Origin of the sequence: Tenacibaculum sp. E3R01 (genome assembly GCF_003318185.1) — a bacterium.
Lineage (GTDB): Bacteria > Bacteroidota > Bacteroidia > Flavobacteriales > Flavobacteriaceae > Polaribacter > Polaribacter halocynthiae.
Window position 1 is genome coordinate 1 of sequence record NZ_QOCC01000028.1, and the last position, 22,004, is coordinate 22,004.

Here is a 22,004-nt window from a genome sequence, read left to right on the forward strand (position 1 = left end):
CTTCGAAAACTAATGCTATTTGATCTGGAGTATTTTCTACTTGAGATGAAAAAATATTTATAATAGATTCTTTTTTTTCATAATCGATTACTTTACCTTTTCCTAAGGTAAGAACAGATTGTCTTTCTTCTTTAGTAATATAATCAATTTTTAAGGCGTAATCATCTAGATTATTTAATGAATTAGCACAAAAAACATTGAACCAGTTTTGATTCATTCTAACTTCTTGATTCAAAAAATCTTCAGAATTGAATTGCCATTCATAAGATTGATTTTCGTTATCAATTACCAATAAAACAGAATTTTTAGCTCCTTGAATCCCCTTATCATTCTTAAAACCAATAGCCTGATTAACAAAAACATCCTTTCCTTCTAACTTTGGGTATCTTACAAAAATATCTTTCGCATAACACCCCTTTTTAAGCAACTTACTGTATTGACTAGCAATAGCTCTAAGATGGTCTCCTATAGTTTTACTTTTATTAAATTTATATACAAATGGTAATCTGTTTTCTAAATAACATTGTTCATTATCATGTTTAGGAACATATACCACTACATTAACTATATCATGACCATTAATGCGAGATAGGTACAACAGTTTTAAACCAAAAATTAATTCTTCAAATGTTAAATCCAATAGATTCATTGCTTGTTTAAAAACCTTATCTTCTGGATATTTAGTTAAAAACAACTCTGAATTTATACTTTTTATAGGCAAATTGGTCCTCTCAAATTGTCTAATATACTTTTCGAAAAATTGTTCGTTTTTGTAAACTAGAGAACTCTCTTCTAATTTTAAAGTCTTTAATTTATTAATATTTAAAGCTTCTATTTTATGTCCTACTTTAAGAAAAGATTTGATTTCTTTCGGAATCTCTTGTCCGTCCAATAGAGTAATTTTAGTTAACATTACATCATTGGTGGCCGTAGCTATATTTATTGTTAAAGGGGCATTTGATACTTTTAAAATCGTTCCTGGATTTTCCTCAGATCTTGTTTCTAATATCGAGAATTTTCCTGTAACTAATGTATTTTTATCTAAATTCCACTTAGGTACCCCCAAAATATTCGGTTCGGTTGGACCAAAATCAAGTCCTCGAGTATATCGCCCCATATTTTCAGCTTGCATATTCCAACTTAGGTAACTATGATTCTCTGGACGTTTATATCGTCCTACATAAGTACGCTTTTCAATATCTTGTTTCTGATATTTAAACTGTCTTTTCAACTCAATTTGTTTAACTATCAATGTAAAAGCCTCTAAACTAGCTTCAGAACATTTCAAGTTTAAAGAAAAACTGGTTTCAGTTGAATCTATTAATACTTTTCTTTGTTCAATAATATCACCAGTATCGATTCCCGAATCAATTCGATGCCATGTAACACCATGTTCTTTTTCACCATTAATAATTGCCCAATTTGTTGCATGGACACCTGCGTATTTTGGCAGTAAACTATCGTGATAGTTAATAGCCTCTTTTTTAGCAAGAGCAATGTCCTTAGTTCTTAAAATTGCTCCATAAATAATTGAAAAAACATAATCAACTTTATTATTAAGTAATTGATGATACTCTTGAAGTGTATTATAAACAATAATATTCTTTGAGTTCGCCCACTTTTGAACATTGATATCCTGAGTAATAAAAGCTTTAATATTTATACCATAATCTAACAATATTTTGGCACACTGAATACTCAAGTTTGTACGTCCTAAAATAATACAGTCACTCCCCTTAGTATCTATAAATTTATTTTGATCTTTCATGATTTGTAAGTAATAATTAATGAAAAAGTATACCGAAGATTGACACAGTATTAAAACAAGACAAGAAACCTCAATAATACATATATCATTGATGTTTTGTATATCAACAGTTCGTTACTTTTAAAAGCTTAATAATTAAGCCTATTTTATGTTTTTATTCAAGTGTAATAGCCTTAATTGGGTTTTCAGAAGAAGCTGACCATATTTTTCCACTTACTGTAAATAAAACAATGAAAAAAGTAATTAAGACGACAATCATAAAGGCTATAGGATTAATACTAACATTATAAGGTCCTATTTGAGAAAATTGAAGTATTAAGAAATATGTTAGTATCAACCCTAACGTAGCTGCTAAAACATAAATTATCACATACTCTTTTAAAATAAGTCTAAACAACTCTCTTTTAGTTGCTCCTAAGATTTTATGCATTGCTATCATTTTCTTTTGCATTCTTAATGAAAATGATATTAATGTGTAAAGGCCTACAATAACTAATAAAATGGAAATGATAGAAACAAGCATAAACATTCTCATTACATTTTCTAATAAAGACATATAAGCTGCGTCCATTCCGTCTTCTAAAAAGCCAAATTCTATTGGTTTTTCTGGGAAGTGTGAATTAAATGTTTTATTAATAAAACTTCTCGTCTCAGATTTATTATTCTCATTTACTTTAACACCAATTACAAAATACTTCTTATCATCTGAATTCATAGTTAACATCATTGGAGGAATTTTAAGTGTTAACGAAACTTGATCAAAGTCTTTAACCACTCCTATAACTTTAATTTTTCCATTATCAAGTGTTTTTCCAATTGGATTTTCCCACCCTAAAAGCGAAGCTGCTGTTTCATTAATCACACATGAACTTTGCTTATCGGTTGAATAATCTTTAGAGAACCATCTACCCTCCTTCATTTCCATCTTAAATACATCAATAAAATCATAATCAACTCCATAAGTACTTAAACTAGCTTTATTATCAGTTTTGTTACCTTCCCAATTTACTTTTTTCTTATCTCCAAAACCTAAAAATGGAGCGCATTCTGAAATAGAAAAACTCAAAACATTTGGATTTTTAAGTAATTTATTCTTCACAACCTTAACACTACTTAAATCCTGATCATCTGATACTTTAACCCAAGTTGACAATACATTTTTCTTATTAAAACCAAGATCTTTTTCTTTTAAATAATTAATTTGTGAAACGATGTAGTATGAAAGAACAATTAATGGAATTGTAACGAACAGTTGAAAAAACACTAATCCTTTTCGCAAACCTCTCCTACGTTTAATCGAAGTATTTCCTTGTAGAAAAGATGTAATCTTTAATGACGACAGATAAAACACTGGATATAAACCTGCTACTATACCAATAAAAACACTAAAAAATATAATTTTTAAAACAAATAACCAACTTCCTGTAAACACAAATGAAAGCTCCCTAGAAACTACAGAATTAAAAACAGGAAGTAAAATAACCACCAATACACTTGAAATTATTATAACACTAATAACCTTAACTAACGATTCAAGTATAAATTGAAATTGTAGTTGTCTTTTAGAAATTCCTAAAACTTTTTTCATTCCTATTTCCAACTCTCTATTAATCAACTTTGTTGTAGTCATATTTATATAATTGACTATTGTTATGAAAGCTGTAAAGAACACAACTAACATAAATAAATAGATAAAAATCATAGTATTTCTTCTACCTCCCATAGAGTCATTTCTAACATACGAGGCCTTCAAATAAATATCTTCTACAAGTCTAAGACTAAGAGTTTGAGTAATACCGTCTTTAAAATCATTATGTTTCGTTAAAAGATTTTTTAATTTATTAGATAAGCTATTAACCTCTGCATTTTTATTTAATAAAACATAAGTAGAAACATAACTTTCACCCCAACCTTTTTCCATTTCTGATTCATAGAGTTCTTTTAATGAATTAAAAGAAATAATGTATTCCATATTAAAATGAGAATTTTTCGGGTAATCTTTAAAAACTCCTGTTATATTTAAAATATGTTTTTTATTAATTTTGATGGTTTTCCCTAAAATATCTCCATTAGGGAATAGTTTTTTTCCTAAAGATTCAGAAACCACAATACTCATAGGATTCTTTAAAGCTTTAAAACGATCTCCAGAGATAAACTGAAAACTAAACATTTTTAAAAAACTATTTTCTGCCAATATTCCTTTTTCTCTAGGGTATAGTTTATCTCCTATTGCTAGAAAATTACTTGTATATTTTGCACTTGCTGAATGTTCAATCTCTGGAAAAGAAGCTCTAATTTCTTTAGATAATTCATAAGGTGTTGAATCAAATATTTGATTTTGCATATTATCATTCACAACCCTTTCTACCCTATATAACTTATCGTTATTTTCATTAAAGCTATCATAATTTTTCTCATAAAAAATATACAACGACATTAATACAATAGTAGTAAGACCAACTGAAGCTCCTAAAATATTAATTAGAAACGATTTTTTGTCTTTCTTTATTTGCCTAAGCACTAATAAAAAATTAAGTTTTAGCATAATTTTAAAATTTAAGATGAAATTTTATATTTATTAATACTACTCGAATAATACTAATGTGTCTATAGTTTGATGAGACAATTGCCCCATATCCATTTTATAAATACTATCTGCCAAACTAAAATATTTATCATCATGGGAAATGATAATCAATATTTTCCCCTCTTCTCTTAATTTAACTAACAAGTCGTTATAAAAGAAGTCTCTAAATTCAGGGTCTAAATCAGCAGCTACTTCATCAAAAAAGTAAACTGGCCTATCTTCTAAATAAGATTTTAAAATGCTTAAACGTTTACGCTGACCTTTTGATAAGGCTATTGTACTAAATACACCGTTCTCAATAGTAACCTTATCAGATAATTGTAATACATCTAACCATTCATTTACTTGATTAAGTCTATCTTCTTTAAGGTCATATAATTTTTTAAACAAATAAGAATCACTATAAATAACTGAAAAACACTCCCCTAACATTTTTCTACTTGTTTCCATATCATTTATAAGAATGTTCCCTGAATTAGGTTTATAAAGACCTGTTAACAATTTCAAAAACGTTGTTTTTCCACTACCGTTACCTCCAATTATAAAAACTAACTCACCTTTATTAGCTTTAAAATTTATTGGTCCAATTCCATAATTCATACTCTCATCTTCATTATCATAAGTAAAAGAAACATCTTTAACTTCTATACTTGTAACAAAAGGAATTACATTTCTATCTATTAACTCATTTGAAGTTTCATCTTCTATCTCTGCATCTTTTATAAATGCTTTAATTCTATCTAATGACACTTTAAGACGAACTACTTGAGGTAATCCGTTTAAGATTATTGTAACTGGTCCCATTAAAAATAAAACAACCAAAACATAAGCAGTTATTATTTGTTTATCTAGATTAAAAATTAAAGGAAAAACCAAACATGATGCTCCCATAGCTATTGTAAAAGATAACTCTGAAAATACATTTGCATCAATTCCAACATTAGCATAATCTTGACTTGCACTATAAGACACTTTACTAGATTCCTCCATGTCTTTTTTATATTTACCTATCTTAACTTTATGTAAAACTAGTTCTTTAAATCCTTTTATTAGCCCGGATATAAACTCCGAATACTCTTCTCTTTTTTCTCTTGCTATATTTCCTGTTTTATTAAGACGTGGTACTAGTATAGCAAGAAATCCCATTACAAAAACTATGATTCCTAAAAGTGCTAATGAACTAGCCCAATCAATAGTAAATAAATAGACTTGAACTACAATTAAAGTTATCAAGTTTGTATATGTTAAAATTATATCTTGTGAAAAAGAGAAAATTGTTCTTATATCATCATTTAGTATGGTATACATCTTTCCTTCCTTTACTTCCTCTTGCTTTCTATATGGTGTTTTAAAAATTTTATCTATTATTAAAAGATTAAACTTATGTGCTGTTAAGATTCCTAGATTTACAGTTTCCCTTTTACTAATTCTTGTAGTTATTACATAAATAAAAGTGTTTATTAAGAAAAATAACAAAAAGTATTTCGCATCATAATCATTTGTAAGAAACTTACTTATAATCATCACGTTAATTGCACTAGCTACACCAGGAAATAAACTTAAGAATAGTAATTTTGGAGTAATATTATAATACTCATTTTCATGAGGCATAAAAATTGACGCTCTTAACACTGCATAAAAACATAAAACTCCTACGCCAAAGCTATATATTCCTTTTCTAGCTTCTATATACTGAGAAGTTCCTTCTAACCAAAAATTAGGATCATAAAATACTATAGGTATGATATATAAAACTGCCAATATTGGTGCCAGCACTAAAAAACCTAAGAAATAATTCAATATATTTTCTTTGGTAAAAAGAATAGTTCTTTTTTTCTTCATCTTTTGGTAAACAACTATTCCTAAATATAATACACCTATAAAGGCCATTATACCATTAATTATGTACGATACATTAATAATACTTTCCATTTTTATCTATTAGTTTAAGTGTTCTGTTTTTAATTTTTATTTTACTTTTTTTTGATATTTTTTTCAATTCTTACTATTTTAAAATTGAAAAAACCACTGATTTTAATACTTCTTTAATAATACAAGTGTTCTTAAAACAACTCTAAAAAAGACAATAGTCCTCCTAACTTGAATTTGTAAAAAATTCAAATCATTTAATTTAAAATCATTAAAATTGTTTAATTTTTAAGTGTGGTTACATGATTATCAATCCTTTATAAAGATATTAAAAAGCTAAAACACACTTAACGCCACATTACTCTAGTAATACTCCTTCTTCTGTTTCTTTAGCCAAATTCAGATAATGTCCTGCTATAGCCATGTCAAATACAGCCATTCCCATTGGGTTAAACATGATTGGTTGTTTATCATCTAAAGTTTCAAAGAATCCATTTAGTACATCTTGCATATAACTCACCTGACTCTCTTCTAGATGATTTACTTTATGAAACATTTCTATATCTGTATTCTCTCTACACACTTCATTCCAATCATCAACTACCATACTCTTTTCAAACCATGGAAATACATCTGTTTTATAATCTCTCAAAGAAACATTTAAATGGAGAGATGAATCTTTAGGTTTTTTATCAATGTATGGTTCTTTTGATACTGTACAAGTAATAAAAATATCGGCATTCGCATATGCTTCTTCCCAACTGTTCACTATGCTAATTTTTTCTTCTATTGAAGAATTTATATCATCTTTTGAAATATCTTTTAAATCATATAAAAGGACCTCTTCAAGAGATTCTCCTAATAATTCATTACACATTTCTAAATGATATTGACCAATTGGACCAAAACCTATTAAACCTACTTTGACATTTTTATGTCGTTTTAGTTCCATAAATTTCTTAATCATTAAACCACTAACGGAAGCTGTACGAATTGCCGATATAGAACCACTATTTATTATACTAACAGGTTTACCTGTTTCTGCTTCATTTAAAACAATAACACTATGCGCTCTTGCAATTCCTTTTTGTGGATTATCAGGAAAACTAGCAATCCATTTTATTCCTGATCTATTTATTTTTCCTCCAACAAATGCTGGCATTGCAATAATTCTATTTTTTATATCTCCATATCTTAAATATGGCTTTATTGGTTGAGCAATATCATTTGACTCTATACATCGAGTAGCCATTTCAATTGCTTTAATATTTTGTTCCCAATTTAAATCTATATCCTTTATATTTTTTTCCCCTAAGTATATCATTATCTTTAGTTCTTTTTTATTATTTTTTTAAATAGCAATAGGTTCTGAGTAAAAATTTTTCTCACTATATTCCTTAACCATTTTACACCATTCATCATTATAAATGGTACTTATATATCTTTCTCCTCTATCTGCAAACACACACATTATGTTAACACTTGAGCTTACTTTATTATTTTCAAAATATTTTTTTATTCCTGCATAAACAGATCCTGAAGATCCGCCTGCATATAAATTATGGTTTTCTAATAATTCTCTACAAGAATGTATTGTTTCTTCTTCATTTACATAAACAACATCATCTATTTTCGCATATTCTATTATATCTGGTTTCATACTTGAACCAATTCCAGGAATGAATCTTTTACGGGACTTTCCTCCAAAAATTATTGATCCTTCAACATCTACTGCTATAACTTTAGCATTAGGATGATTCTCTTTTACTTTTTGTGAAACACCAGTTATTGTTCCTCCTGAACTTATGCCCATAAATAAGTAATCAATTTTTTGTCTTGGTGCTTCAAGACATATTTCATTTCCTAAAGAATTATAATAAGCTCTAGCGTTTAATGGATTGGCGTATTGATTTACCCAATAAATGTTATCCGTTTTATTTAGTATTTCTTTTATTTTTTTAATTCTATTTAATAAATATCCCCCATGAGCATCAGGCTCAGTTATACGAATAACCTCAGCTCCTTGAAGACGAATTAGCATTTCATTAACTGGTAACGTAGTTTTATCTATTACACAAATAAATTTTAACCCATTATGCTTAGCATATGCAGAAAGAGCTACTCCAAAATTACCTGAAGAAGATTCTATTAATGTTGTGTCTTTATTTATAGTTCCTTCTCTTAATAAGCGATTTATAATATAACATGCCGCTCTATCTTTTACACTACCTGTAGGATTGTAGAATTCTAATTTTGCAAAAACGTTCAAGTTTCGTTGGTTTGCAATCGGAAGAAATGCCATAGGAGTATTTCCTATTTTATTTAAAATATTATTTACCATGATTTGAGTAATTTAAAAGCTTTTTTATATAAAAGCAGATGATATGTTACCAACTCCTATATTCTATAGCTTGGTAATATTTTTAGATATATTATTTACAATGAAAAAACTAATTGTGTGTACCAAAAAAACACGATCTACTAATTATTTTTAATCGTGAATAAAGCAACTATTAGTTAACTTAGAAGAACAGCTTCTTTTTGTTGTTTCTCGACTTTTACTATATCTTCTGATACGATTTGTCCATCTAAAAGATTAATTACTGTATCAGCATATTTTGAATCTCTTTCTGAGTGTGTTACCATAATTATGGTAGCTCCTTCTTTATGTAATTCACCTAATAAATTCATTACCTCTATTCCATTTTTAGAATCCAGATTTCCCGTTGGTTCATCTGCTAAAATTAATTTTGGATTAGTAACTACTGCCCTAGAAATTGCAACACGTTGTTGTTGTCCTCCTGATAGTTGTTTAGGAAAGTGTTTTGACCTATGATCAATTTGCATTCTTTTTAGTATTTCTTGAACCCTAGTCTTTCTTTCTTGTTTATCTATTTTAAGGTAAATTAATGGTAATTCAACATTTTCTTCAACTGTAAGTTCATCAATTAAGTTAAACTTCTGAAAAACAAACCCTATATTACTTTTTCTTAATTCAGCATACTCCTTTTCATTAAATCCACTAACTTCAACTCCATTAAACTGATAGCTACCACTATTTACTCCATCTAGCAAACCAACTATATTAAGCAATGTTGATTTCCCACATCCAGAAGGTCCCATTATTGCAGTAAACTTGCCTTTTTTCACTTCAAAACTAATATTATTTAGTGCCAAAGTTTCTATTTCTTCTGTTCTAAAACTTTTCTTTAAATTTTGAATCTTAATCATTTTGATTGATTTTGTTTATTAATTAAAATAACTCTATGCTTATTATTAGTTAAGTGCTTATTATCTTTTATTTTTTAAAAGGTAAATTATCATTCGTATACAGCGTTTTTTCACCTAACGATATTGTTCTTTTTTCTATTGCTATCTTGCAAGTAAGTTTTTTACAAGATTTACAATGACAATCAGTTTTTTTGTTTTCACCTTTCATCAAGTACTGGTTCTGTTGAATAAACTAACAACTCTTTCTCTGCAAATAATCGCTCAGCAATTACCCCTCTATTTCTACAATCATCAATAAGTTTATTTGATTCAATTATAGGATTAGATTCCTCTGTATAAGCTACATCTAAAATATGTCGTATCCAAGGTTCCTCTCCCATTGCATAAACATATACTTCTTTTGGTTTAAAAATATCTACTAATCCTATTCCTTCAGAATAGTTACAACCTCTTCCTCTTCTAGAATAATCTTTATCTCTATCAGGGGTTTCAGGAAATAATGGACCATATACCCATGAAGATGGTGCTCCATCACATTCCATTCCTAAAAACAATACATCTACTTCTCCATATAATTCTTGTACTTTTTCATACAGTCTCGGCTCTATATTACATGAATCTGCAACGGAAAGTATTGAAGAGTCATTATAATCTATCAAGTAACAAAGTTTACTCTGAATAAATAAATCATGATGTTCACCAAGAAATGGTATTCCCGTTATTTTTCCTCCAGGAAATTTAAGTTCTTCAAATTCCTCAAGCTCTTTTACATTATCAAACCCTAAATTTTCTAGTAAAATTTTTAAAGAAGGATCTTGTATAGTTCCTTTTACATTAGCTCCTACAATTATATTATCTACTTTATGCCTTATTTGTAACATTGTTTCAACCAATACATGGTCATGATGGCTATGAGTAATAAGAACATAATCTATTTTTTCAGGCAAGTCTTCATAGGTATATCTAGAAATATCTGACTCATACGTGTAACTTAAAACTGGATCAAACAAAAAAGAAACGCCTCCTGTTTCTACAAGTATACAAGCATGTCCAAAATATCTAATTCTCATATTATCTCCAACATACTCTTCATATTCCCTAGGTTTTTCTTGAGTAAAAAACGACTCAAAAAGCTCCGTATTATCAATTTCAACATTTAAAGACTCTTTAATATACTTCAAAGTTTGAGGTGTCTTTTTCATTTTGAATAACTCATCTAACCCTTTATTTGCAAATGGTATATTAAGCCTTAATGTATCTTTATTTTCCAATCTTGGCGTAGAAAATATAAAAGGTCTATCTGCATCTTTTTCTATAAATGAAATAGCTATTGATTGAGATGATGTATCATAAAACTCACTTTTATATAATAATCCTTCAAAAAACCTAAAAGAAGGATTATGGTTCATATCGTAAACTAACTCAACATAACCTTTAAGAATATCTGGAACTTTTTCATATAAAGGCTCCATAGAATAACCTTTAGCTTCAGTTTCTAGCATCTTATACAGATCTCTAATCGCTTTTGCAAATTCAATACTAGCTTTACAGTCGCCATTTGTTTTTGTTATAAGCTCTGTAACCTCTTCTACTTTCTCTCCATTTAAATCTATAAAAGGTCCTCCTCTAAAAGCTGGATTTTTTACAGCTGAAGCATGAATTTCTGGTGCACTTACATAAGAATTCATCATAGGTAAATGTCTATGCAAAACATTTAAAGCTCCTTGTACAGGTGGTATTATTTGAATCCATGCGTACCAGTTATTGATTAATGGTTCTACTTGTATGTTTTGCTTTAAATAATATAGTTCGTTATTCATAATGATTATTTTAAATAATTAAAGAAGAGTGATTATTACTCACACTTAATTGACTATCTCTTTAAAAGATTTTAGATATTAAATAATGATAAAATGGAAAGTTTCTATTTTAATATGATACGTTCTGCGTTTCCAAAATTATCATAACTACTAGTAATTACTTTCTCTTTAGAATTTAACCCCTCGATTACTTCGTAATATTTAGAATTTTGCTTTCCAATGCGTATACTTCTTTTTACAGCTTCAGTTCCTTCTGAATTAACAACAAAAACCCATTGTCCTCCTGTACTTTGAAAAAAGCTTCCCTTTGGTAATAAAACTGCATCTGAAGATTCTCCTAGTCTTAACTTTAAATTGTAGCTTTGTCCTGTTCTAATAGTTTCTGGTTTATCATTCTTAAAAACAAGATCTACCTTAAATTTCCCATTCCTAACTTCTGGATAAACTTTTCTTAAGCGTAAAAAATAATTGGCTCCATTACGTTCTAATTCACCTTGTAATTCTCTTTTCACTCTTTCAATATAATGCTCATCTATATTAGCTTCTATTTTAAAGTTTGTCAATACATTTATTTGACCTATGCGTTGGCCTTGAGATATATTTTGACCGATTTCAGCATCTAAAAAACCAAGTTGCCCGTCAGCTGGAGCTCTTACATTTAAATAGTCTAAACGCTTATACACCATCGCTAATGTTTTTCTCATTCTATTTAAATCAGTATCTAAACTTGATAATGAAGTCGTTCTTAAATTATCATCATTTTCTTTTTGTAACTTTATAATATTGAATTGCTCTAATGCCAATTCATAATCTTCTTTAGAAAGTAAATATTTTTCTTTAGAAATTAACTCTTCCTTAAAAAGAGACTTATTTTGAGTGAAATTTCTCTTTAGCCTTTGAAGGTCAGTTTTTGCAGTTGCTAATGATCTTTTACCTTCTACTTGGCGAGTATCAAATGTTAGCTTGGTAGACCTTAAATCATTTTGTTTTAAAGCTAAGTTACTTTCACTAGCCATTATTTTTTCATAAAGATTCATATTTTCTAATTTCAAAATAATATCACCTTTTTTCACCGTTGCTCCTTCTTCAATCATTTTTTCACTTACTCTTCCTCCTTCATAGGCATCCATAAATATTGTTGTTATCGGAGCTACATTTCCACTTATTGTTATATAATCATCAAACTTTCCTTCTGTAGTTTTTGATATAGAAACCTTATCTTTTTCTATTCTATATGTAGAAATGCTTGTTACAAAAACAAATTGATACCCTACAAAGAGAACTAATATGCAAAGGGCCATGTAGCCATAATGTTTTTTTCTAAATCCCTTTTTCTTTTTAATTTGTATATCCATAATTAAAAAAATATTGTTTGTTTATAAATTCTTTTATTATTCACTAAAACCAAAAGTTGAAGCGTATTCGTGTTAATTATTCTTATTTAGAGTAGATTGAAAAAACTGGTAATCCTTCATAAAAATTTAATGTACTTCTGTTTATTTCCAATTTTAACTTAACCTGTAAATTCTGATTTTGAGAATTTGCAAAAAGGTTTTTAGCTGTAAAAAGCTCTATACTACTAATCATTCCTTTCTCATATCGTTTTTGAGCAATTGTAAAAGCTAAACTTTGTACTTCTTCATTTTTAATGGTTTGCTTATACTCAACTTTAAGTGCATTATATTCAAGTACTAATTCCTGAATAGTTTTATATAAAATTTGTTTTTGCATTAACAAATCATTTTCTGCATCTAAACAAGCAATTTTTTGTTGTTTTACTTTAGATCGAGTTGCCCATCCAGTACTAATTGGAATATTAAGAGATACCCCTACAACCTGAAAAGCATTATTTTTAATTTGTTTACCAAAGGAAACCGTTTCACCTAAACTATTCTTAATCGTTTCAACATAGCCTGTTCCATATCTTCCAAATAAAGACAAAGAAGGGTACAACTTACCTCTTTCTATTGCCAATTGTTTTTTAGCTGCTTCAATCTTAAATTCATGAGCCTTAATTATTGGTATAAAACCTTTAGCTTTCTTAAAAATTGAATCTGATTGTACCTTATTTTTTTTTAACTCATTATTTTTAGTTATTTGTTCTACTAAAAGAATTTCAGTAGTATTTTCAAGGTTCATTTCTTGAATCAACACTAATTTTGCAGCAGCTAATCGGTTAAATGTTGTTGTCACATTTAACTTCTCCGTTAACAATATTGATTCTGCTTCATAAAGATCTGCACCAGCTCCAACACCTAACTCTATTTTTCTTTTTACCAAATCATAATTAGCCTGAGACACTTTTGTTTGCTCTTCTGCAATGACTAAAGCGCCTTTAAGAAATTGAACATCATAAAATGCTTGCATTATTCTTAAGGCTAATAAGTACTTTTCTTGTAAAGCTTCTTTTTCAGTTGTTTTATAAATGAGATTAGAAGCTTTTATAGCGTTCAACTTCTGAAATCCTTTAAATAAATCTATAGACGCCTCTATAGAATAATTATTAATAAAAAATTTTGTATCAGAAATACTATTATCATTCGGATCAACTGAACGTCCAAAACGGGTAGCATAATCAGAAGTAGCAGTTACAGATGGTAATAAACTCCTATATGATTGTTTATATTTTTCTCTGTTAGATTCATTTTTATATTTATTTTTCTTAATCTGTAAATTATGTTCAATAGCATACTCTACACATTTATTTAACGTCCAGCGCTCTTGCCCAACGCTCATCTTTGAGATCATCAAAAATGTTATTATAAATATTTGAAAATTGATTTTCATGGTTTTTATTTAAATAGCTGGTTTCTAATTCTACATACGGTACACACTCAATAGAGCTTGGTTTTATTAAATTCATGCTTCTTATTAATTAATGGTTAATTTCTAGTTCGTATGTTTTTTATTTTAATGTTGCATTAAACTTGTACCACTTCCTTGAAAGTAATGCAAAGGCACAGTAGCAGATATATTTTGATGTAAAGAATTTATCCAAACATTAATTTTATGATTTTCATTTACTCTATAAACTTCACATTCTACTCCTGATAATTTTCCTTTTTCAATTTTAAGTTTGTCACCTACTTTTGGTAGTTTAACATTCGTTTCTACCTCTGTAATTTCTTTATCCTCAGTTAAAATTTTCATTTGTTTAATTTCCTTTTCAGAAACCTTTCCATATTCGTCTCCAAAACGGATATATGACCTTACAGAATCTACAGAAAGAGCAGTATGAAAATCTAGTTTAGATTTTATATTAACAAAAACATAACTAGGAAATAGAGGTGTATAAATTTTCTTTTTTCGATCACTCCATTGTCTTATTGTTAATCCCATTGGAAGAAATGATTCAATACCTAATCTTTTTAAATCATTATGAGCTCTTTTCTCATTATTAAACTTTACATGAAGTACATGCCACCCTATATTATTTTTCATTTTTCCTGTTTTTTTTATCGACTGGATATGGCTTCGCCATTCCATGTCACATGGTTATTGCATTTAAAAAAAATTATAGTAATTTATTTAATCAATACTTAATTGTATTAATTATAAACATTGTGTTGTTAATCAAAGTTTAAAATTATTTTTAAACAAGTTCTTTATAATACCTCTATTAAAAGAATACTTTAACTATTAACAATTCAATGAACTTATCTTTTACTTATTGTTTATTCAAATTTAAAGCACAACTCTTATTTTTTAACTACACCAAAAGGTAGTTACATCGTTACACCTTAATTACTACACTTTTAGGTAGTTTCAATCTAATTTTTAAAATGACTTAATTAGTTACTACATGTTGTACTATTTTCCTTCTTAAGTTATTTTTATCGACTAAACATGGCTTCGCCATTCCATGTCACATGGTTGTTTAATTAAAAAATTAGAGTAATCTTTTTAATCAATACAATTTAGTACTGACTACAAACATTGTTTTGTTAATCTAAGTTTAAAGTATTTTTAAACAAACTCTTTTAATACCCCTATTAAAAGAACACTTTAACTATTAACAATTCAATGAACTTGACTTTTACTTATTCTTTATCCAAAGTTAAAGTACTTATGTAGCTTTTATGCTACACCATAAGGTAGTTACATTATTACACCTTAATTACTATACTTTTAGGTAGTGAGATTAAAAATTAACGGGATTTCAATACAAAACACTTAAATCATTAAAAAAATGGAATTCTATGTTTTGTCAAAATTCTTAAAAGCTACTTATAGTTCTCAAAGTATTAATTAGAAATATAAAACCCATCTAACTCACTTGTAAAACTCCTTTGAAAATTTTCATTACTTAAATTCTTTAATGGTAATATGTTTATCACTTTTTATATCACCAAATATTAAGTAACACTTAATATAATAAACTTAATAACTTTATACTACGTCATTAAATAAAACATTGACTTTTGGTAATTCATTAAAATCTTTTGATTCACCAATCAAATGCTTATTCTCTTGATAAAAATTAATTAATCCGTCATAAGACATACTTACTGGAATTGTTTCAGATCCTAAATAATTAATTGACTCTCCCACTATTTTAGTTTCAATTCCCATAAGTGACATAACTCGTAGCAACTTAGCATCACATTCAGCAAAAGCAATATTGTCTTTATGCATACAAACAGGCATAATAGCACAAACCATTAATTTTTTTAACAAATTAATATCACGTACTCCTTGTTTTATAGCAAATCTTCCAATATGCCATATCTCATTTATAGAATTCCCATTAGTACACATTAATGGATTTATTCCAAACATTTTTTGTATTGGAAGCATACTAATATAATCCCATTTTAAAACTCTTATAGTTCCTAGTATACTTTCGCTATTTTCTTTAATTACAAATATTTTTGAATTGTTTGAATAACTAACTTCTTCTTCATACACTGAACTAATTTCATTCTTGTAATTTGTTGAAGAGTTATTGTCTGTATGATGCTTAAAATTCTCTGTTACGATAAATTTAGACATGTTTAAGAATTCATTTTGACTTACTTTTGGTTGTTGGTTTTGAACTAGCATAGTGGTTTTTGTTTTAGCTAAAATTATTACAACCAGCATCCCAACACGCTACACAAAAGTTTAGTTATCAGATATATAACAAAAAACTACCTTTAAGGGTAGTTTTTCATTTTTTTTTAAAAACATCATTTATAGGGTAAATAAAACAACCAAAAAACAGTATAGTTTGGCTTCTTTTTAAATGTTAAAAAAAAACACTATTTTTAGGTTCCAAAAAAAATACTACTATGCCAAATGAAAATGACTTTTTTACATCTCGTAACACTGTCAATGAAATTTCTGAGAATGAAATAAGACAAAATATGAACTATGTAGAAGCAATTAAAGCTTTCGCAAGAACTACATATAAGAGTATTTATGTTATCGATTATGAAAAAAAAGGATTTGAATATGTTTCTGAAAATCCATTATTTTTATGCGGACACACAGCAGCTGAAGTTCAAGAAATGGGCTATGCTTTTTATTTTAAATATGTTATTAAAGATGATTTAGACTTATTATTAAAAATCAATACTATTGGTTTTGATTTTTTTGAAAACATACCAGTTGAGCAACGTATATACCATACTATTAGTTATGATTTTCATTTAAAGAACCCGGATGGAAAAACCATTTTAATAAATCAAAAACTAACTCCAGTATATTTAACACAATCTGGAAAAATTTGGAAAGCCATCTGTATCATTTCTTTATCATCTGAAAAACAATCTGGAAATATTAAGATCTATAAGAAAGGAGATAATAAAGTACTTAAATATGATCTGGAAGGTAACTTTTGGAAGACAATGGATAAAATAAAATTAACTGATCGAGAAAAAGAAGTTTTACAATTCTCTATAAGAGGATACACTATTGGTGAAATAGCAGATGCTATTTTTGTTTCTCCCGATACAGTTAAATTTCATAGAAGAAAATTATTTACAAAATTAGAAGTAGCTAATATTTCAGAAGCTATTTCTTCAGCTACAAATAACAAATTAATTTAATTACTATAAAGCATCACCTATTACCTTTGATAAATAAAATTCTGGAAATTTTTTAAACTTTTTCCCTGTTGCAATATTATAAAGTAAATGTGTACACATTGCTGCTACTGACCACGATGCTATAGATAGTTGTGGAGGAGATAATGTACCTTCTTCTTTCCTATATTTTTCTATAACATCGTCAATCCATAATTGAGGATTACCCCAAAATTTCAAATAACTTGAAGCATACTCTACCATAACAACTTCATTAAAATCTTGATCAGGTTTAGACAAGGTATCTAATGATAATCCATCTTTTGTTATAACTGTAACCAAACTACCCCAACCAATATTATATGGATGCAAAACTGGAATATTTAACTTTTGGCAAGTTGTATCAAAAATCAAAGGAACTGGTGAAGAAAAATCTAAAGCATTAATTGCTGCTTTATGACCTTCTATATGCTCTTTGACATTTTCAACAGTTAGAAAAAAATCTACACATTTGATTTTTGCATTTTTATTAATAGATAATAAACGCTTCTCTAATGCATCCACCTTATTATCAGTAATATCAGCCTCTGTATAATTTTGACGATTTAAATTAGATTTCTCAACTTGATCTCCATCAATAATAGTAATTGTCTCAAAACCAAAACGTAATGCACATTCTGCTATAACACTTCCTATTCCTCCACCTGCAAGCAGTATTGGAAAATCTTTTATTATTTTTTGTTCTTCTTCAGTCAGGTATATTCTATTCCTTATATATCTATCTTCCATTGTTATGTTTTATTACATCAAAAGTAAAGCAATCTAGATAATGTAATTTACACAAAAGGGTAGTTTTTAAATTTTAACTCTTTTATATTAGATTTCTTACTTCAAACTATTATTAAATAATTTCTTTTTTTATAAAAAAACATCCAAGATATTGATTTAAAGAATTTTTAAAAAAACGTTTTAAAACCAAATTCAATGCTCTTAAAACCGCTTTCTCTTTATTCAAAATTCATATATTTCATTAATTTACTACTTCCTCTCAAGTAACACTAGACGAGTTTATTTTTTATTTATTGATATTCCTGACTACTCTACCTTCTATACTAATAAAAAATTAACATTTTTTTAAACACTCTAAATCATTTCATTAACGAAACAAAAGAGTTTATCCATCTTATTCTAAAGCTCATCAGAATTAACAATATTCAACCTATGCGTTCTCTATACTTTTATCCCTTTATTTAAATCAAATACTTAATTATGTTTTTAAGAGTTTTATTATTTTTTATAATTACCATACTGAACACTTACTTATCTATATCCCAGGAACTTACTCAGAAAATCTCTGGAAAAGTTATAGATGCTACATCTAAACAGCCACTTATAGGCGCAACTATTACCATACCAAACACAAAACCTTTGTTAGGAGTTATAACAAATATAAATGGAGAATTTGAACTCAATAATGTTCCTATAGGAAGACAAGACATTAAAGTTTCTTTTATAGGCTATCAACCTATAATTACTAGAGGAGCACTTATTACATCGGCAAGAGCATATACAATTATTGTAGAAATGGAAGAATCTCTAGAAAATCTTAATGAAATTCTAATTACCCCTATAAATGCGAAGCGCCCTTTAAACAAATCGGCAAAAGTTAGTGCTCGCTCTTTTTCCATAGAAGAGGCTACCCGTTTCGCAGGTGGATTAGGTGATCCTGCCAGAGTTGCTTACAATTTTGCTGGAGCTACTTTTGGATCCGCTCAAGATAATGGAGTCGTAATTCGTGGAAATTCTCCTACCAATGTATTATGGCGAATTGAAGGTATAGAAGTACCTGGCGCCTCACACTTTGGCGGCGGTAATCTTGCTGGTGCTGGTCTTGTTACTATTTTCAGCCCTAATGTATTAGGAACATCAGATTTTATAACTGGTGCTTTCCCTGCTGCTTATGGTAATGTTACTTCTGGTGTATTTGATATCAATTTTAGAAAAGGAAATAATGATGAAACCAAATATACAGGGCAATTAGGAATTCTAGGAATTGATTTAGCAATAGAAGGTCCACTAAAAAAAGGATCTAACTCCAGCTATCTTGTAAATTATCGTCATGGCTTTATCGGCTATTACGGAAGACTCGTAAGAGGTGTTTCTCCAGACTACCAAGACCTTTCATTTAAATTATATATCCCAACCGAAAACAGTGGAAACTTTTCCATGTGGGGTATGGCTGGAATAAGCTCCATATTTACTCCTTATAAAAAATACAAAGTAGATAAAAAAGATGGTGAAATAAAGCGTAGAGAAACTGAAAGAGATTTTAAACAAGACGATATTGATTTTGATATGATGGCAATTGGTGTAAATCATAAAATACAATTAAATAAAAAATCTTTTTTAAATAGTTCTATCGGTATAACAACTAGTGGCTACAAATCTAAAACAGAATGGTTCGAACCAGATTCAGAATTTTTAAATACAGGAACATTAACACCTTATAGTAATCTAGAAAATCGTGAAATTAAATACACTCTTACCACAAACTTATCTAATAAATTTTCTAAACGTATACATACTTCTACTGGAATTACTGCTGATTATCTTAGTCTAAAAGCAACCGCACGTCAAGTTGATAATTCTAAAGAACCATTAAAAGAATACCTAAACACTAAAGAAAACAGTTATTACTTTCAAACTTATACACAAACAGATTTTCAAATTTCGCCAAAACTTAGTGCACAACTTGGTGTTAATGTTTCACACTTTAGTGTAAATAAAGAAACTACTATTGAACCCCGAGCAGGTATACAATGGAAAGCCTCACCAAAGCTTAAATTTGGATTAGGCTATGGTTCACATAGTCGTAGAGAAGATTTAAAAGTCTATTATTTTAAGCATTTAGATAAAAATGGAGCAATCAGAAATAATAAACATATTAAAAAATCAAAAGCGAATCATTATGTTGCAAGTGTTGATTTGAAAATAAACAACAGTTTACATCTTAATGTAGAAGGTTATTACCAAAAATTACATGATGTACCTGTTGCTATAGATAGCTCATACTCTACCGCTAACTACACACAGCTTTGGAAACTTGACAGAGCCTTGAATAATGATGGTACTGGTAAAAACATTGGAGTTGATATTACTTTAGAAAAGTATTTTAGTAACAACTATTATTATTTACTAACAGCATCTTTCTTCAACTCAAATTATGTTGGTGGTGATGGTATTGAAAGAAACTCTTTATTTAATAGAAGTTACTCAGCTACTCTAACTGCTGGTAAAGAATTTACTATTAGTAATAGTAAAGATATAGCCAACTATAAAAAAAGAACACTTGGCTTCAATTTTAATACAACTTATTTGGGCGGTCAACGTAATACTCCGTTTTTAGAAGCTCAAAGTACTGCAAAACAAAAAGTTGTTCTAGATCACGACCAATTATATAGCCTACAGAACGACCCAGAATTATGGGTTAATTTTGGAGTTACTTATAAAATTAATAAAAAGAAAAGCACAACCACTTGGGGATTGGATTTTCAAAATGCTACATTAGCAACACAAAATCAAGGATATGAATATAATTTTTTCACTAACAAAGTAGTTGATAATGATGTTTTATTTCTTCTTCCTAATTTTTATTATAAAATCGAATTTTAATTGAAATTACCTAATCTACAGTACACGAATCGTTTTTTTAATTGGAAATTAATTCTCCTTCTAGCATTTTACGCCATTACTTTTCAAGTAATTATTGATTTTTCTTACTGGCTACAAAACAATGAAGCCTTATTTAGTTTCAAAAACTTACTATCAAAATTTTTAATCAACTTCCCTAATCTTTTATTTATATGTTATTTAGATTATCGGTTAATTCAAAAATTAGATATCCATTTTTCATGGAATAATTATAGCAGCATGATAAAACGCTTCTTTATCGAATTTTTTTTAGGAATAATTATAATTATAGTTTGGGTAATACTCATCAATCTTATTATCTATCTATATAAAGGTCAAGAAATCATTCCTTTTAAAAAAATATTCTATAGCTCTATAATTGGTGTTATTATTAATATTTTATTAATCCTTACAATGGAATTTTATTTTCAATATACTAGACATTATGAAACGGCCTTGGATAATGCATGGTTAAAAAAAGAAAATTCTCATTTTCAATATGAAATATTAAAAAATCAACTTAATCCTCACTTTTTATTTAATAGTTTAAACACACTCTCAGCATTGGTAAGCTTTGATGGTAATAAAGCGAAAGAATTTACAAGGAAATTATCCAATGTATATAGACACGTATTAGAACAACACAATAAAGAATTGATTACTTTAGAAGAAGAGATTAATTTTTTGAAAGATTATATTTTCTTATTAAAAACACGTTTTGAATCTAATTTACAAATCTCTGTTCAAATAAAAGATGTCCATCTTACAAAAAAAATAATTCCAATGGCATTACAAATTTTAGTTGAAAATGCTGTAAAACATAATAGTATTACAGATAGTAAACCACTAAAAATTAATATAATCTCTGACGCTAATTCAATTACAGTACATAATATTATTCAGCACAAGAAAAGTGAGGCGTCTTGGGGTATTGGGTTAAAAAATATCCGTATACAATACGCTAAATTTAATCAAGAGGTTAATGTTATAGTAACCCCAAACGATTTTAAAGTAATTTTACCCTTATTATAAAA

15 protein-coding genes are annotated in these 22,004 nt (G+C 28.1%); 3 read left to right on the forward strand and 12 right to left on the reverse strand.

The window, feature by feature from the left end:
- The 11 genes from DS884_RS16225 to DS884_RS16275 form a co-directional block, all read right to left on the reverse strand.
- Positions 1-1,768, reverse strand: a 1,768-nt coding sequence (locus tag DS884_RS16225; protein ID WP_262508924.1) for a formyltransferase family protein, incomplete at its 3' end; no start/stop codon positions are given.
- A 154-nt stretch (positions 1,769-1,922) separates the two neighbouring features.
- Complete coding sequence (locus DS884_RS16230) at positions 1,923-4,313, reverse strand: ABC transporter permease (RefSeq protein WP_113787501.1); 2,391 nt, start codon at positions 4,311-4,313, stop codon at positions 1,923-1,925.
- A 39-nt stretch (positions 4,314-4,352) separates the two neighbouring features.
- On the reverse strand, positions 4,353-6,287 hold the full coding sequence (locus DS884_RS16235; protein WP_093870208.1) for a cyclic peptide export ABC transporter: 1,935 nt from the start codon (positions 6,285-6,287) through the stop codon (positions 4,353-4,355).
- A gap of 295 nt (positions 6,288-6,582) precedes the next feature.
- Positions 6,583-7,548, reverse strand: coding sequence for a 2,3-diaminopropionate biosynthesis protein SbnB (locus DS884_RS16240; RefSeq protein WP_113787502.1), 966 nt, complete (start codon positions 7,546-7,548; stop codon positions 6,583-6,585).
- A gap of 27 nt (positions 7,549-7,575) precedes the next feature.
- Entirely contained in the window at positions 7,576-8,565 is a 990-nt protein-coding gene (gene sbnA / locus DS884_RS16245) for a 2,3-diaminopropionate biosynthesis protein SbnA (protein WP_093870206.1), read from the reverse strand.
- A gap of 176 nt (positions 8,566-8,741) precedes the next feature.
- Positions 8,742-9,455: an ABC transporter ATP-binding protein gene (locus tag DS884_RS16250; protein ID WP_093870205.1), complete on the reverse strand. Its 714-nt coding sequence runs from the start codon at positions 9,453-9,455 to the stop codon at positions 8,742-8,744.
- A 197-nt stretch (positions 9,456-9,652) separates the two neighbouring features.
- On the reverse strand, positions 9,653-11,275 hold the full coding sequence (locus tag DS884_RS16255) for an MBL fold metallo-hydrolase (RefSeq protein WP_113787503.1): 1,623 nt from the start codon (positions 11,273-11,275) through the stop codon (positions 9,653-9,655).
- Positions 11,276-11,379: 104 nt separating this feature from the next.
- Positions 11,380-12,630 carry an efflux RND transporter periplasmic adaptor subunit gene (locus DS884_RS16260; RefSeq protein ID WP_113787504.1) on the reverse strand — a complete coding sequence of 417 codons (1,251 nt, stop codon included), beginning with the start codon at positions 12,628-12,630 and terminating at the stop codon, positions 11,380-11,382.
- A gap of 82 nt (positions 12,631-12,712) precedes the next feature.
- Positions 12,713-14,011 carry a TolC family protein gene (locus tag DS884_RS16265; protein ID WP_233487175.1) on the reverse strand — a complete coding sequence of 433 codons (1,299 nt, stop codon included), beginning with the start codon at positions 14,009-14,011 and terminating at the stop codon, positions 12,713-12,715.
- 174 nt (positions 14,012-14,185) lie between these two features.
- The gene (locus DS884_RS16270) at positions 14,186-14,716 is read right to left on the reverse strand and encodes a UpxY family transcription antiterminator (RefSeq protein ID WP_113787607.1); all 531 of its coding nucleotides are present in this window, start codon (positions 14,714-14,716) and stop codon (positions 14,186-14,188) included.
- A gap of 948 nt (positions 14,717-15,664) precedes the next feature.
- A complete protein-coding gene (locus DS884_RS16275; RefSeq protein ID WP_143032770.1) occupies positions 15,665-16,318 on the reverse strand; it encodes a hypothetical protein in 654 nt (217 codons plus the stop codon).
- A 227-nt stretch (positions 16,319-16,545) separates the two neighbouring features.
- Between DS884_RS16275 and DS884_RS16280 the strand changes: the two genes are divergently transcribed.
- Complete coding sequence (locus DS884_RS16280) at positions 16,546-17,304, forward strand: response regulator transcription factor (protein WP_093870200.1); 759 nt, start codon at positions 16,546-16,548, stop codon at positions 17,302-17,304.
- Positions 17,305-17,307: 3 nt separating this feature from the next.
- Here DS884_RS16280 and DS884_RS16285 read toward each other — a convergent pair whose 3' ends face one another.
- Positions 17,308-18,069 (reverse strand): ThiF family adenylyltransferase, encoded by a 762-nt coding sequence (locus tag DS884_RS16285; RefSeq protein ID WP_113787506.1) that lies wholly within the window; start codon positions 18,067-18,069, stop codon positions 17,308-17,310.
- Between the two features lie 480 nt (positions 18,070-18,549).
- Between DS884_RS16285 and DS884_RS16290 the strand changes: the two genes are divergently transcribed.
- Together DS884_RS16290 and DS884_RS16295 are read left to right on the forward strand one after the other, a co-directional pair.
- Positions 18,550-20,952 carry a TonB-dependent receptor gene (locus DS884_RS16290; RefSeq protein WP_113787507.1) on the forward strand — a complete coding sequence of 801 codons (2,403 nt, stop codon included), beginning with the start codon at positions 18,550-18,552 and terminating at the stop codon, positions 20,950-20,952.
- Positions 20,953-22,002, forward strand: a complete 1,050-nt coding sequence (locus DS884_RS16295; protein ID WP_113787508.1) for a sensor histidine kinase — start codon at positions 20,953-20,955, stop codon at positions 22,000-22,002.
- Positions 22,003-22,004: the final 2 nt, after the last annotated feature.

Coding starts and splice junctions, on each gene's coding strand:
- DS884_RS16230 (WP_113787501.1), bottom strand. CDS start 4,313: ATGCTAAAACTTAATTTTTTATTAGTGCTTAGGCAAATAAAGAAAGAC.
- DS884_RS16235 (WP_093870208.1), bottom strand. CDS start 6,287: ATGGAAAGTATTATTAATGTATCGTACATAATTAATGGTATAATGGCC.
- DS884_RS16240 (WP_113787502.1), bottom strand. CDS start 7,548: ATGATATACTTAGGGGAAAAAAATATAAAGGATATAGATTTAAATTGG.
- sbnA (WP_093870206.1), bottom strand. CDS start 8,565: ATGGTAAATAATATTTTAAATAAAATAGGAAATACTCCTATGGCATTT.
- DS884_RS16250 (WP_093870205.1), bottom strand. CDS start 9,455: ATGATTAAGATTCAAAATTTAAAGAAAAGTTTTAGAACAGAAGAAATA.
- DS884_RS16255 (WP_113787503.1), bottom strand. CDS start 11,275: ATGAATAACGAACTATATTATTTAAAGCAAAACATACAAGTAGAACCA.
- DS884_RS16260 (WP_113787504.1), bottom strand. CDS start 12,630: ATGGATATACAAATTAAAAAGAAAAAGGGATTTAGAAAAAAACATTAT.
- DS884_RS16265 (WP_233487175.1), bottom strand. CDS start 14,011: ATGAGCGTTGGGCAAGAGCGCTGGACGTTAAATAAATGTGTAGAGTAT.
- DS884_RS16270 (WP_113787607.1), bottom strand. CDS start 14,716: ATGAAAAATAATATAGGGTGGCATGTACTTCATGTAAAGTTTAATAAT.
- DS884_RS16275 (WP_143032770.1), bottom strand. CDS start 16,318: ATGCTAGTTCAAAACCAACAACCAAAAGTAAGTCAAAATGAATTCTTA.
- DS884_RS16280 (WP_093870200.1), top strand. CDS start 16,546: ATGCCAAATGAAAATGACTTTTTTACATCTCGTAACACTGTCAATGAA.
- DS884_RS16285 (WP_113787506.1), bottom strand. CDS start 18,069: ATGGAAGATAGATATATAAGGAATAGAATATACCTGACTGAAGAAGAA.
- DS884_RS16290 (WP_113787507.1), top strand. CDS start 18,550: ATGTTTTTAAGAGTTTTATTATTTTTTATAATTACCATACTGAACACT.